The sequence below is a fragment of the Actinacidiphila cocklensis genome, assembly GCF_907177275.1.
Lineage (GTDB): Bacteria > Actinomycetota > Actinomycetes > Streptomycetales > Streptomycetaceae > Actinacidiphila > Actinacidiphila cocklensis.
In genome coordinates, this window is the sequence record NZ_CAJSLV010000063.1 from 13,796 (window position 1) to 26,674 (window position 12,879).

At 73.6% G+C, this 12,879-nt stretch carries 10 protein-coding genes; 5 read left to right on the top strand and 5 right to left on the bottom strand.

All coding sequences use genetic code 11. The annotated features are described in order from the left end of the window. Window positions 1-158 precede the first annotated feature (158 nt). Window positions 159-1,055: a phosphatase PAP2 family protein gene (locus NFU81_RS22445; RefSeq protein ID WP_251492707.1), complete on the top strand. Its 897-nt coding sequence runs from the start codon at window positions 159-161 to the stop codon at window positions 1,053-1,055. Window positions 1,056-1,329: 274 nt separating this feature from the next. Here NFU81_RS22445 and xylA read toward each other — a convergent pair whose 3' ends face one another. Further along, window positions 1,330-2,511, bottom strand: coding sequence for a xylose isomerase (xylA, locus tag NFU81_RS22450; RefSeq protein ID WP_251492709.1), 1,182 nt, complete (start codon window positions 2,509-2,511; stop codon window positions 1,330-1,332). Between the two features lie 102 nt (window positions 2,512-2,613). On the opposite strand from xylA, the gene xylB reads away from it, so the two are divergent. Next, window positions 2,614-4,038 carry a xylulokinase gene (gene xylB, locus NFU81_RS22455; RefSeq protein WP_251492711.1) on the top strand — a complete coding sequence of 475 codons (1,425 nt, stop codon included), beginning with the start codon at window positions 2,614-2,616 and terminating at the stop codon, window positions 4,036-4,038. A 397-nt stretch (window positions 4,039-4,435) separates the two neighbouring features. Further along, a complete protein-coding gene (locus NFU81_RS22460; RefSeq protein WP_251492819.1) occupies window positions 4,436-5,611 on the top strand; it encodes an ROK family transcriptional regulator in 1,176 nt (391 codons plus the stop codon). Here NFU81_RS22460 and NFU81_RS22465 read toward each other — a convergent pair. After that, window positions 5,559-6,911, bottom strand: a complete 1,353-nt coding sequence (locus NFU81_RS22465; RefSeq protein WP_251492713.1) for a L,D-transpeptidase — start codon at window positions 6,909-6,911, stop codon at window positions 5,559-5,561. The genes NFU81_RS22460 and NFU81_RS22465 overlap by 53 nt on opposite strands. A gap of 278 nt (window positions 6,912-7,189) precedes the next feature. On the opposite strand from NFU81_RS22465, the gene NFU81_RS22470 reads away from it, so the two are divergent. Continuing rightward, window positions 7,190-8,392, top strand: a complete 1,203-nt coding sequence (locus tag NFU81_RS22470) for a hypothetical protein (protein ID WP_251492715.1) — start codon at window positions 7,190-7,192, stop codon at window positions 8,390-8,392. 106 nt (window positions 8,393-8,498) lie between these two features. Next, window positions 8,499-8,768: a hypothetical protein gene (locus NFU81_RS22475; RefSeq protein WP_033171607.1), complete on the top strand. Its 270-nt coding sequence runs from the start codon at window positions 8,499-8,501 to the stop codon at window positions 8,766-8,768. Between the two features lie 8 nt (window positions 8,769-8,776). Here the strand turns inward: NFU81_RS22475 and hutH are convergent, their stop codons facing one another. The 3 genes from hutH to NFU81_RS22490 form a co-directional block, all read right to left on the bottom strand. Then, window positions 8,777-10,327, bottom strand: coding sequence for a histidine ammonia-lyase (gene hutH, locus NFU81_RS22480; RefSeq protein ID WP_251492717.1), 1,551 nt, complete (start codon window positions 10,325-10,327; stop codon window positions 8,777-8,779). A gap of 386 nt (window positions 10,328-10,713) precedes the next feature. Continuing rightward, the gene (locus NFU81_RS22485; protein WP_251492719.1) at window positions 10,714-11,874 is read right to left on the bottom strand and encodes a GGDEF domain-containing protein; all 1,161 of its coding nucleotides are present in this window, start codon (window positions 11,872-11,874) and stop codon (window positions 10,714-10,716) included. A 189-nt stretch (window positions 11,875-12,063) separates the two neighbouring features. After that, entirely contained in the window at window positions 12,064-12,864 is an 801-nt protein-coding gene (locus NFU81_RS22490; protein ID WP_251492721.1) for an enoyl-CoA hydratase/isomerase family protein, read from the bottom strand. Window positions 12,865-12,879 lie beyond the last annotated feature (15 nt).

The following is a 12,879-nucleotide window of genomic DNA, read 5'->3' on the forward strand; positions in this document are numbered from 1 at the left end:
CGGGGCGCGTGGGATTGGCCTCACGGACATTTCGCGGTGGTTTTGCAAGGATGGCCGGGAGCGGTCGGCTTCGCGTCGGTTCTCCGGGGCAGGCGTTGCAGACGACCGCTGCGTCCGGGCTGTCGGTGAACGTCGATGGAGGGGCAGGGGCTGCTGGTATGGGACTGGGGAGCGGGACGTCGTCGGTCATCACCGCCAAGCGCCTCCTTCCGAGACCACCACGCATCCCGCTGCCGGCCAGACTCCCGCTGCTGCTGCCCGAGCTGGTGCTGCTGTTCGCCGTCAACGCGCTGTACAAGTACGGCCGCATGGTGGCCAACGGCCGTACGGACGGCGCCTACCGGCACGCCGACGGGGTCTGGTCGTTCGAACGCGCGGTGCACCTGCCGAGCGAGCGGTCCCTGCAGGACCTGATGCTGCACAGCGAGACGCTGGTCCACACCGCCAACTACCTCTACGCCACGGTGCACTTCCCGGCGATGGTCGTCTTCCTGGGCTGGATGTTCACCAAGAAGCGGGCGCACTACCTGTGGATCAGGCGGGCCATCGTGATCCAGACGATGCTGGCGCTGATCGGCCACCTGTTCTTCCCGCTCGCCCCGCCGCGGCTGCTGCCCGGCGACGGCATGGTCGACACCGCGGCGGTCTACGGCCCGGCCGTCTACGGCAGACCGGACAGCGACTCGATGGCCAACCAGTTCGCGGCGATGCCGTCGCTGCACGTCGGCTGGGCGCTGGCCATCGCAGTCGGCCTGATCGCCGCGTACCGCTCGCGCTGGCGGTGGCTGTGGCTGCTGCACCCGCTGGTGACCATGCTCGTGGTGGTCGGCACCGCCAACCACTACTGGCTGGACTGCCTCGTGGGCTCCGCCCTGCTGGGCGTGGCGCTCGCGGTCATCCCCGGCCCGGTCACCGACCCCCCGACCCCACGCCCGGGCCGCGGCCACTGGGCCTGGCCGATCCGCCGTCTGCCGGCGCCGACCCGACAGCCCGCCCTGGACGCCCACGGACCTTCCCCCCGCACGGCCTGGCCGCACGGTTCCCCGCACCCCTGACGTCGCGAGGCCGCATCTGATCTGCGGCCGCCGCCGCGCGAGCGCGACGACCACGACGCGGCCGCAGGCAGGCAACGCCACCGCTAGGGGCAATCACCCCAGGCGGCGCTGGGGGCGCCCCCAGGCGAAGCCCTGGGGGCGGAACCGCGCGCGCAACCCCCGCCGGGGGAAAGCCGACCGCCCGCCCGCAAGGGGCGATCACCCCAGGGACGCGAGGAACCGCGCGACCAGCCACGACGGGCCGTCCTGCGGACCCCGCGCCCCGGGGAGGGGCTCAGCGAGCGCCGAGCAGGTGCTCCATCGCCAGCTGGTCGAGCTGCTCGAACGCCATCCCCCGCGCGGCAGCGGCATCCGCGTCGAAGTCCTCGTACGCCGAGCGGTCGGCCAGCAGGCCGGCCAGGCCCTCGCCCTCGGCGACGGTCGGCTGCGCGAGCTGGTCGAGGCGCGCGGCCACCAGCGCCTCCTGGACGGCCGGGTCGGCGCGGAAGGCGGCGGCACGGTCCTTGAGGATCAGGTAGTTGCGCATGCAGCCGGCGGCCGACGCCCACACGCCGTCGTAGTCCTCGGTCCGCGGCGGCTTGAAGTCGAAGTGCCGCGGGCCCTCGTAGCCCGCCGACTCCAGCAGGTCCACCAGCCAGAACGCCGACCGCAGGTCACCGGCGCCGAAGCGCAGGTCCTGGTCGTACTTGATGCCGGTCTGGCCGTTGAGGTCGATGTGGAAGAGCTTGTTGTGCCACAGCGCCTGGGCGATGCCGTGCGGGAAGTTCAGCCCGGCCATCTGCTCGTGGCCGACCTCGGGGTTGACGCCGACCAGCTCGGGGCGCTCCAGGGTGTTGATGAACGCCAGCGCGTGGCCGACGGTCGGCAGGAGGATGTCGCCGCGCGGCTCGTTCGGCTTGGGCTCGATGGCGAACTTCAGGTCGTAGCCCTTCTCGGTGACGTAGTCGCCGAGCAGGTCGAAGGCCTCCTTGAAGCGGTCGAGCGCGACCCGCACGTCCTTGGCGGCACCGGACTCGGCGCCCTCGCGGCCGCCCCAGGCGACGTAGACCTTGGCGCCCAGCTCGGCGGCCAGGTCGATGTTGCGGATGGTCTTGCGCAGCGCGAAGCGGCGCACGTCGCGGTCGTTGGCCGTGAAGCCGCCGTCCTTGAAGACCGGGTGGGTGAAGAGGTTGGTGGTCGCCATCGGGACCGTCAGCCCGGTGGTGTCGAGCGCCGCGCGGAAGCGCTTGATGAGCGCGTCGCGGTCGGCGTCGGAGGACCCGAACGGGATCAGGTCGTCGTCGTGGAACGTCACACCGTACGCACCGAGCTCCGCGAGCTTGGTGACGGTCTCGACGGGGTCGAGCGGCGCGCGGGTCGCCTCACCGAAGGGGTCGCGTCCCTGCCAGCCCACCGTCCACAGGCCGAAGGTGAACTTGTGCTCGGGCCCCGGGGTGAGGTTCGTCTCGGAAGTCATTACGGCTCGCTCCTATTCGTCAGACTGTTGAACAAATTAGTATGCGAGGCCGATGATGGGAAGTGGCAGCTCGCTATGGGCTCCGGAAGGGACAGGAATCACATGGGGTCGGACAGCGCATCGCACGGGTCGGTCGTCCTCGGGGTCGACAGTTCCACGCAGTCCACGAAGGTGCTGGCGGTGGACGTCGAGACCGGTGAGGTACTGGCCTCGGGCCAGGCACGGCACACCGTGAGCACCGGCGCGGGACGGGAGACCGATCCTGAGGTGTGGTGGTCCGCGCTGCAATCCGCGCTGGGCCAGACGGGTGAGTGGGCCGGCCGCGCCGAGGCGATCTCGGTCGGCGGGCAGCAGCACGGCCTCGTGGTGCTGGACGCGCAGGGGCGGGCGCTGCGGCCCGCCATGCTCTGGAACGACGTGCGCTCCGCGCCGCAGGCCGCCGCGCTGGTCGACAAGTACGGCGCCGGGCACTGGGCGCAGCGCTTCGGCTCGGTGCCGGGGGCGAGCTTCACCGTCTCGAAGTGGGCCTGGCTCGCCGAGCACGAGCCGGCGGCCGCCGAGGCCGCCCGCGCGGTGCGGCTGCCGCACGACTTCCTGACCGAGCGGCTGTCCGGCGCCGGCGTCACCGACCGCGGCGACGTGTCGGGGACCGGCTGGTGGCGCTCCGACACCGAGCGCTACGACGAGGCGCTGCTGGCCGAGATCGGGCTCGCGCCCGAACTGCTGCCCACCGTGCTCGGCCCCGGCGAGCAGGCCGGCACCGTACGCGACGGGCTGCCGCTGCGGGCCGGCGCGCTGGTCGCCGCAGGCACCGGCGACAACGCGGCCGCCGCGCTGGGCCTCGGGCTCACGCCCGGCCGCGCCGCGCTCAGCCTCGGCACGTCCGGCACCGTCTACGCGGTGTCGCGGCAGCGGCCGACCGACACGAGCGGTGTCGTGGCCGGTTTCGCCGCGGCCGACGGCGGGTGGCTGCCGCTCGCGTGCACGCTGAACTGCACGCTCGCGGTCGACAAGGTGGCCGCGCTGCTCGGCCGGGAGCGGGAGGACGTCGAGCCCGGCGGCTCGGTCGCCTTCCTGCCCTTCCTGGACGGCGAGCGCACGCCGAACCTGCCGTACGCGTCGGGCCTGCTCACCGGGCTGCGCCACGACACGACGGCCGGGCAGGTGCTGCAGGGTGCGTACGACGGCGCCGTCTACGCGCTGCTCGGCGCGCTCGACCAGGTCCTCGCCGTGGACGGCGGCGCCCCCTCCGACGAGCCGCTGCTCGTCATCGGCGGCGGCTCCCGCGGGGTCGCCTGGCTGGAGACGGTACGCCGGCTGTCCGGCCGCGCGGTCCAGGTCCCCGAGGCGGGCGAGCTCGTCGCGCTGGGCGCGGCGGTCCAGGCGGCCTGCACCCTCACGGGTGAGCCCGCCTCCGCGATCGCCGCCCGCTGGGGCACCACGTCGGGCCGCGTCCACGCGGCCCTCCCCCTCGACACCCCGACCCTCTCCCGCCTGGCCTCAGCCATGCCCTTGGCTTCCGCCTAGCCCTCCCCGGGAGGGTGCTCCTTGCGGTGGCCTGCCACCTTCCCCCGGCGGGGGGAGGTCGCGCAGTCCCGCGCGCCCCTGAAAAACGCTCACCCTCTGCGCGGAGGGCAACCCTGCCAGGGGCGAACCCTGTACGGCGGAGGACGCAGGCCGACAAGGGGCGCTGGGGGTACCCCCAGGCGGAGCTCTGGGGGCGGAACTGCGCGCGCAACCACAGCGCACCGAAAGGTGAGAGCCCACCGCAAGGGGCAATCACGCAAGGGGCGCGCGGAACTGCGCGAGGAGGCACGGCGTACTGGCACTGTGAACGCAGCAGGTAGGGGCACCCCCCAACCGGACCGGAGGTCACATCGTGGGGAAAGGCACCGGCGCGCAAGCCGGGCTCCGGCGGCGGAACATGGCCCTGGTCATGAAAGCCCTCGCCGCAGGCGAGAACGTGACGAGGGCCGCGGTCGCCGCGGAGGTCGGCCTGACGCGGGCCACCGTGTCGACCCTCGTCGACGAGCTGCTGGCGGCCGGCCTCGTGGAGGAGCAGGGCGCCCAGCGCCCCGGCACGGTGGGCCGCCCCGGCACCGTCCTGGCCCTGTCGGAGACAGGCCCCGCCGGCATCGGGGCGGAGATCGGCGTGGACCACCTCGCCGCCTGCGCGGTGGACCTGCACGGCCGGGTGCGGGCGCGCGCCCAGCGCCCCGCGGCGAACCGCAGCCGCCCTGCGGAGGCCGTCCTGGCCGAGCTGGCGGACCTGACCGCCGGCGTCGTCGCCGAGGCTGCGGCGGCCGGCCTGCACCCGGTGCGGACGACGGTCGCGGTGCCGGGACTGATCGGCCAGGACCGCGGCACCGTCCTGCGGGCGCCGAACCTCGGCTGGGAGGACGTCCCGCTGGCCGCGGCCTTCGGCGAGGCCGCCGCCGTGGAGAACGAGGCCAACCTCGGTGCCCTGGCCGAGCTGTGGCTCGGCGGCCACGACGGCCGCCTCACGGACTTCGTGCACGTGTCCGCCGAGATCGGCATCGGTGCCGCCCTGGTCGTGGAGGGCCGCCTCTTCCGCGGTGCCCGCGGCTTCGCGGGCGAGCTGGGGCACGTGCCGGTACGCCCGGAGGGACCCCGCTGCTCGTGCGGTGCGAACGGCTGCCTGGAGACCTACGCTGGCGAGGAGGCGCTGCTGCGGGCCGCCGGTGTGCGCACCGGACGCGGCCCGGCTTTGAAAGCGGCGGCCGTCGCGGGCGACCCCGCGGCACTGCGTGCGCTGGAGGAGGCAGGCGCCGCCCTGGGCATAGCCCTCAGCGGTGCGGTCAACCTGCTCGACCCGCAGGCCGTGGTGGTCGGCGGCCCGCTCGCGGACCTCGCGCCCTGGCTGCTGCCGGGCGTGCGCCGCGAGCTCGCCGCCCGCGTCACGGACCGCCAGTGGCGTGCCCAGGACGTGCTGGTCTCCCGGCTCGGCCACGACGGCGTACTGCGCGGGGCCGCCTACAGCTCGGTGCGTACCGTGCTGGACGACCCCGCGACGTGGATCCGTACGGTCACAGAGCCGAGCCTGCCACCCACTGGCTCCACGTCATGTTCCAGCCGTTGAGGCCGTTGCTGGGCTGGATGACCTTGTCGGGCGAGTTGACGACCGTGACGACGTCGCCGATCAGCGAGTTGTCGTAGAACCACGCGGCGTCGGTGCTCGGGTCCTTGCCGCCCTTGACGTCCTCGATGCCGATGCAGCCGTGGCTGGTGTTGGTCGTGCCGAAGACGGACGGGTCGCCCCAGTAGTTGCCGTGGATGAAGGTGCCCGAGTCGCTCAGCCGCATGGCGTGCGGCACGTCCGGGATGTCGTACTCGCCCTTGCCGTCGGCGTCGGTGAAGCCGACCGTGGCGCCGTTCATCCGGGTGGTCTGGTCCTTCTCCTCGATGACCATCTGGCCGTCGTAGGTGGTGTGGCCCTTGCCGCCGGCGGAGATCGGGATGGTGTTGACGACCTGGCCGTCGCGGACGACGGTCATCATGTGGGTCTTGGTGTCGACCGTGGAGACCTGCGAGCGGCCCACGTCGAAGCCGACGGTCTTGTCCTGGACGCCGTAGACGCCGGGAGCGCCCTTGACGCCCTTGAGGTTCAGGTCGAGCGTGACGTGCGAGCCGGCAACCCAGTAGGTCTGCGGGCGCAGGTCGAGCCGCTTGGCGTTGAACCAGTGGCCGACCACCTGCTGCCCGCTGCTGGACGTCACGGTGACGCCGCGCTGGACGGCGGCCCGGTCGGCCTTGGATATCGCGTGGTCGAACTTCACCGACACCGGCATGCCGACGCCGACGGTGGAGCCGTCCTCGGGCGTGAAGTAGCCGACGAAGTTCGACGGCTTGGCCGCGGCGGTGCCGAAGCCGGAGGTGGCGGCCGCGGGCTGGCCCTGCGCGTCGACGGCGGCCGCGGAGATCGCGTACTGGGTGCTGTGCGCCAGCGAGCCGGACGGGGTCCAGCTCTTCTTGTCGGCGGACAGCTTGCCCGCCACCGCGTGCCCGGTGGACTTGGACGTCATGGTCACCGAGGTCAGGGTGCCGCCGGTGACGGAGACCTTGACCGCCCCGCTGACCTTGGCGCCGGTGGCGCCGGTCTTCGGGGTGATGGTGATCTTCGCGGCGGAGGCGTGCTTGGCCGCCGCGGCGTCCTGGCTGGCCTGGGTGAGGGGGGACGGTGTCTGCGTGGGGGTCGGCGTCTGCGTCGACGGCGAGGGGCTGGCCGAGGCTTTGCTGTCCGCGTGCCCACCGCCACCGCTGTTGCACGCGGTGAGGGCGACGCTGCCGGCGATCAGCACGGCGGCCGCGGCGGCGAGCGTGCGGCGCTTGGTGACCTTCGGGTGCTTGGCCGGGGCAGATCCGTTCTCGGGCGACGTCACGCATCTCTCCAATGGGGCTGGGGTCCCCCGCGGCGGCACCACGGGCTTCTTCCTAGCCCATGGAAACAGCCACCCCGGAGCAAATCACCCTTTTCGGTCGTAATTGTGGCCTTTCCCACGTCAGCGCCCCGCGGAGCGCATTCCGGGCCACCCTCCGTACCCGGGGGGCTCCGTTACGTGGACGTGACGATTCCCCTGCCTGGCCATGGTCAACAGCGCCGTACGCTGACCCGGTCACAGGCCGTCGGGCCTGGTCATGGATCCCGGGGGGGATATCGATGTCATCTCGCCGCACCACCGCTCTGGCGACGGCACTGGCCGCCGTCGCCACAGGGAGCGTCCTGCTCCTGCCCGCCACTTCCGCACACGCCGCCGACAGCGCGCTGACGTACAAGATCAGCGACGTCAGCCAGACCGTCCTTCACCGCGGCAACACTCCGGCGACGCTGACCTTCGCCGTCACCAACCCGTCGGACGCACCGCTCCCCTACCAGGGAAGCGCCGCCCTGACGGCCTCCGAGGGCTTCCTCTACCAGGGCAGCGTGACCATCGGTGTCACACCGCTGGACGCGCCGGCCACCGACTCCGAGCCGGGGGACGTCAACGGTGCGGATCTGGCGTTCTACCCGAAGGGCGAGCTGGAGAAGCCGTTCATGGTGCCGGCCCATTCCAGTTACAGCTGGAAGATCACCGTCAGCCCTGCTCCGGACTACCCTTCGAACTCCTCCCCCGAGGAGGAGGGATCGTTCTGGATTTACCTCTACGGTCAGGGCGCTTCCCGGCAAGAGCAGGACAACGCGACCCACCGCTTCGACGTCGAGCCGGGTCTCGTCGACACATTCGACACGGGGGCCGTGGTGGCGCCCGGCAAGCCCGCCGTGACCTGGCTGGAACTGGACGACTACGGGAGCGGCTCCTTCCCCGGCGCGCTCACGACCGAGATCTCCGACTACGGCGCGCCGTCGGCAGTCGCCTCGGCGTTGACCCTGGAGGTACGCAGCGGCGGCAAATGGGTCGCGCTGGAGCACGAGGGCGACCAGACCCAGTGGCTGCTCCCGGCAATCCCCGCCGGGTTCTCGCACGGCCAGAAGCATCGCTACGAGCTGCGCTTCTCCCTCAAGACCGAGGTGCCGGGGGTGAAGGAGGTTGGCCTCGGGGCAACGACCAGGTACCTCGGCCGCATGCCGTTCGTGACGGCCGCGGGTCGGCTGCAGATCGACCCCGCCTCGGCCACCGCCACCCCCACCCCGACAGCGTCGGCGTCGGCGTCCGCGTCCGCCGCGCCCACCACGCCGGGGCCCACCACGCCGGCGGCCAACTCCCCGGCGCCCGACGGGACCTCGGGCGGCGGGGAGCAACTGGCCAGCACCGGTGCGGCCGGCACCGGCATGCTCGCGGGTGTCGCCGCGCTGCTCGCCGCCGTAGGAGCGGGTCTGACGTTCGGTGCGGCACGCCGCCGCCGGGCGAGCCCGCACAGCTGAACGGGGGAGGGCGGGGCCGATGGACGGGACGCGGCTTCCCAAGCAGTGGCCTGAGTCACTACGATCGGCCACCACGGTCAAGTCGTCGCAACCCCTGGGGGTTCCATTGGCCTCGCCCCGCCCTTACGTGGCCGCCGCAGCCGCAGCCGTCCTGGCAGCGCTGTATTTCGTACCGTCCGCGAGCGCCAGCCCCCAGCACGCGCCCGCGACGGCCTCGCACACCACCACCGGTGTCCCGGCGTCGCAGCACCTCGACCTCGCGGACACCGGCAGCATCGACACCAAGCCGTACGTGATCGGCGGCTCCGCCTTCCTGGTGGCAGGCGCGGCCCTGGTCGTGGACGCGACCCGGCGCGCGCGCCGGGCCGCGCTCTGACCCTGCCGCTACGCCAGCGGTCCGGTGACGGTCTCGGCCGCCCGGACCAGCGCGCCTGACAGTACGAAGGCGTGGGCCGCCTCCAGGTCGGGTGCCAGGAAGCGGTCCCTGCCCGGTCCCGGCACCCCCGCCGCACGTACGGCCGCGAGCACGGCCGCGGTCGCCGGCGCGAGCGTGCCGCCCGCGACCGCCCGGATCTCCAGCGCCCGGGTGGCGGCGAACATCTCCACGGCGACGATCCGCGCCAGAGCGTCGACCGCGGTCCGCAGCTTGCGCGCCGCCGACCAGCCCATCGACACGTGGTCCTCCTGCATCGCGGAGGACGGGATCGAGTCGACCGAGGCCGGCACCGCGAGCCGCTTCATCTCGCTGACCAGGGCGGCCTGGGTGTACTGGGCGATCATCAGCCCGGAGTCCACGCCCGGGTCGTCGGCCAGGAAGGGCGGCAGGCCGTGCGACCTGTTCTTGTCCAGCAGCCGGTCGGTGCGCCGCTCCGCGATCGACCCGAGGTCGGCGGCGGCGATGGCGAGGAAGTCCAGCACGTAGCCGACGGGGGCGCCGTGGAAGTTGCCGTTCGACTCCACCCGGCCGTCCTCCAGGACGACGGGGTTGTCGACGGCCGCGGCCAGTTCGCGCTCCGCGACCAGCCGGGCGTGCGCGAGGGTGTCCCGGCCCGCACCCGCCACCTGCGGGGCGCAGCGGATCGAGTACGCGTCCTGCACGCGGGGCGCGTCGTCCTGGTGGTGCCCCGTCAGCCCCGAACCCGCCAGCACCTTGGCCATGTTGGCCGCGGCGGCCGCCTGGCCGGGGTGCGGCCGGATGGCGTGCAGCTCGGGCGCGAGCACGCGCTCGGTGCCGAGTAGCGCTTCCAGCGAGAGGGCGGCGGTGACGTCGGCCGCGGTGAACAGGCCCGCGAGGTCGGCGCAGGCCATCACCAGCATGCCGAGCATGCCGTCGGTGCCGTTGATGAGGGCCAGGCCCTCCTTCTCGCGCAGCTCGACCGGTTCGATGCCGTGCGCGGCGAGCAGTTCGGCCGCCGGCCGCACCTGCCCGTCCGGGCCTTCCGCCTCGCCCTCGCCCATCAGCACCTGGGCGCAGTGCGCGAGCGGCGCGAGGTCGCCCGAGCAGCCGAGGCTGCCGTACTCGTGGACGACCGGGGTGATGCCGGCGTTCAGCAGCGCGGCCATCGTGTCCGCGACGAGTGGGCGCACGCCGGTGCGGCCGGACGCGAGCGTCTTGAGCCGCAGGAACATCAGCGCGCGGACGACCTCGCGCTCCACGTGCGGCCCCATGCCGGCGGCGTGCGAGCGCACGAGCGAGCGCTGGAGCTGCGCTCGCAGCTCAGGGGAGATGTGGCGCACTGCGAGCGCGCCGAATCCGGTGGAGACGCCGTACACCGGTTCCGGCCGTGCGGCCAGGGCGTCGACGGTGGCCCGTGCGAACGCCATGCCCTCGCGGGCGGCCTCCCCCACCTCGACGACGGCGCCGTCGCGGGCCACGGCGAGTACGTCCTCGGGCGTGGCCCCGTGGGGGCCGATCACCACGTTGTGCATATCCATATTCACGCACCCTAGGCACTGAATCTCTACCTGTCATCCTCCCGGGTCCCCCTGCCTTGCCCCTGCGGGCGGCTCCGGGACCTTCTGCCGGGTGGTGGCTCGTCTCGCAGTTCCCCGAGCCCCTGCCGGGGGCTTGTCCTCTTCGCAGAGGACAAGCCCCCGGCAGGGGCGAATGCCGGACGTTGGAGGACGCAGGCCACGAGGGGCGCTGGGGGTACCCCCAGGCGAAGCTCTGGGGGCGGAACTGCGCGGCCAGCCACGACGGCGGGAAAGGCGATCGCGAACCGCAAGGGGCAGTCACTCCAGGCGGAACCGCGCGCCCAGCCCACCGCCAGGGGAAGGTCGCGGGGCCGCCGCAGGGGCGGGACGGGGCGGCCGCAGGCGGATCAGTCGGGAGGGAGGTGGCCGCGCAGGCGGCGGCGTTCGGCGGGGGGCGCCGGGGGCGGCGAGTCGGCCAGGTGGACCACCGGGTCCTCAGGGCCTTCGCGGCCGGCGACGACGGGGCGAGCTGAGCGCAGCGCCTTCGCCCGGTACTGCGCCGCGTCGGCAAGGCGGAAGAGCCGCCGGGCCGACCGCACCGGCCCGATCTGATCGCCCGTGGAAGCCACACCGCAGGCGACCCCTTCCCCGACGTCCAGCTTGGCCGCCCGCATGCACAGCTCGCCCGCCGCCCGCACCACCTCGTCCGCGGAGCTCCCGATCGCGACGATGCAGAACTCGTCACCGCCCAGCCGTGCCGCCAGGCTCCCCGGCAGCATGGCGCCGCACAGCGACAGGAGCGAGCCGAAGCGTTCGAGCAGCCGGTCGCCGACCGCGTGGCCGAGGCGGTCGTTGACCCGCTTGAGGCCGTTGAGGTCGCAGACCATGAGGCTGACGACCGTACCGTCGGCCCGGTGCCGCTCCAGCGCCTCGTCGAGGCGCTGGTCGACGGCACGGCGGTTGCCCAGCCCGGTCAGCGGATCGGTGAACGCCAGCCGCTGGACCTCGGCGAGGCGTTCGGTCTGGGCGATACCGGACGCGATGACCGCGGCGAGCACGGTCGCGAAATCCGCGTCGGGCCGGGCGAACGGCGGCTCGCCGTGACTGCGGGCGACGTACACCTCGCCCCACGCCCGTCCGTGCAGGACGAGGGGTGCGACCACGCAACTGCCGCGCCCGCGGCGGCGCAGGGCCGCGGCCCGGCCCCAGCTGCTGCCGCCCGGCGACGCGCCCGTGCCCTCGGAGGTCTCGACCCAGGCGTGCGGCTCGCCGCCCCGCGCCCAGCTGCCGTGCAGGAACTCGGCGATCTCGGGGAAGTCGTGCACGGAGTAGGACTCGTCGGCGGGTTCCGCCTCCTCGCCGGGTGCGAGGTCGCCGTCGTTGACCAGTACCCGCAGCCGTCCGGTCTCCCGCTCCCACGCGGACACCGCGGCGAAGGACCCGCCCATCGCCAGCCGTGTGCGGCGCGCGCCTTCCCGGGCCGCATCCTGCGGGGTCTGCGCGGTCGCCAGCACCTGCGCCAGCTCGACGACAGCCCTGAGCCGAAGGTCGGCCGTACCGTCCACCATCTCCCCAGGCTAGAGAGCCTTTGCCCCGGTACGTACCCCTGCTACGCCGAACGGCCCCTGCCTGGGCGCTCCTGCGTGCACGCAGGCGCGAGCGGTGTCCCCCGGGTGATTGCCCCTCGCGGTGGGCTCGCACCTTCCCGTGCATCGCGGCTGGTCGCGCAGCTCCGCCCGCAGGGGCACGGCAGGGGGCTAGAGGCCAGGCCAGGCGGGAGGCCGCTTCGCGGCAAAAGCGGCGACGCCTTCCGCGCGGTCGGGGGAGAAGGCGACCGTGCGCCATGCCGCGTCCTCGACGTCGAGCCCGGACCTGAGGTCGAGCCCGTGCCCGAGCCGGAGCGCCCGCTTGGCCGCCCGCAACCCCACGGGAGAATTCGCCGCGATGCGCGCCGCCAGGTCGAGCGCCGCGCTGCGCGCGTCGGACTCCGCGGGGGCGAGCTGGTCGACGAGGCCGAGCTCGGCCGCCTCCGCGGCCGGCACCCTGCGGGCGGTGAAGACCAGCTCGGCGGCCCGCGCGGCACCGACGCGGCGCGGCAGCAGCTGCGTACCGCCGCCGCCGGGGATGACGCCGACCGAGACCTCGGGCAGCCCGACCACCGCCGAGTCGTCGGCGACGATCAGGTCGCAGGCGAGGGCCAGCTCGAAGCCGCCGCCCAGTGCGTAGCCGTGGACCGCGGCGATGGCCGGCATCGGCAGGTCGAGGACCCCGGTGTACGCGGCGCGGGCCACCGGCCGCTGCCGCCCCAGCTCGGCGTCGGTCAGCGAGTTGCGCTCCTTGAGGTCGGCGCCGACGCAGAAGGCCTTCGTGCTGGAGGAGCTGAGCACGGTGACGCTCACCGTGCGGTCCGCCGCGAGATCGGTGCAGGCCGCCGCGATGGCCTCGGCCATCGCCGTCGACACGGCGTTCATGGCCGTGGGACGGTCGAGCACCAGCTCGGCCACGTACTCCCCGTGCCGCTCGACCCGCACGAGCCCTCCGTACCGCACCTCACCCATCGGACCGCCTCCCGG

Excerpts from the sequence above, each read along its gene's own strand:
- NFU81_RS22445 (WP_251492707.1), top strand. The coding sequence starts at position 159 with ATGGGACTGGGGAGCGGGACGTCGTCGGTCATCACCGCCAAGCGCCTC.
- xylA (WP_251492709.1), bottom strand. The coding sequence starts at position 2,511 with ATGACTTCCGAGACGAACCTCACCCCGGGGCCCGAGCACAAGTTCACC.
- xylB (WP_251492711.1), top strand. The coding sequence starts at position 2,614 with ATGGGGTCGGACAGCGCATCGCACGGGTCGGTCGTCCTCGGGGTCGAC.
- NFU81_RS22460 (WP_251492819.1), top strand. The coding sequence starts at position 4,436 with ATGGCCCTGGTCATGAAAGCCCTCGCCGCAGGCGAGAACGTGACGAGG.
- NFU81_RS22470 (WP_251492715.1), top strand. The coding sequence starts at position 7,190 with ATGTCATCTCGCCGCACCACCGCTCTGGCGACGGCACTGGCCGCCGTC.
- hutH (WP_251492717.1), bottom strand. The coding sequence starts at position 10,327 with ATGGATATGCACAACGTGGTGATCGGCCCCCACGGGGCCACGCCCGAG.
- NFU81_RS22485 (WP_251492719.1), bottom strand. The coding sequence starts at position 11,874 with ATGGTGGACGGTACGGCCGACCTTCGGCTCAGGGCTGTCGTCGAGCTG.
- NFU81_RS22490 (WP_251492721.1), bottom strand. The coding sequence starts at position 12,864 with ATGGGTGAGGTGCGGTACGGAGGGCTCGTGCGGGTCGAGCGGCACGGG.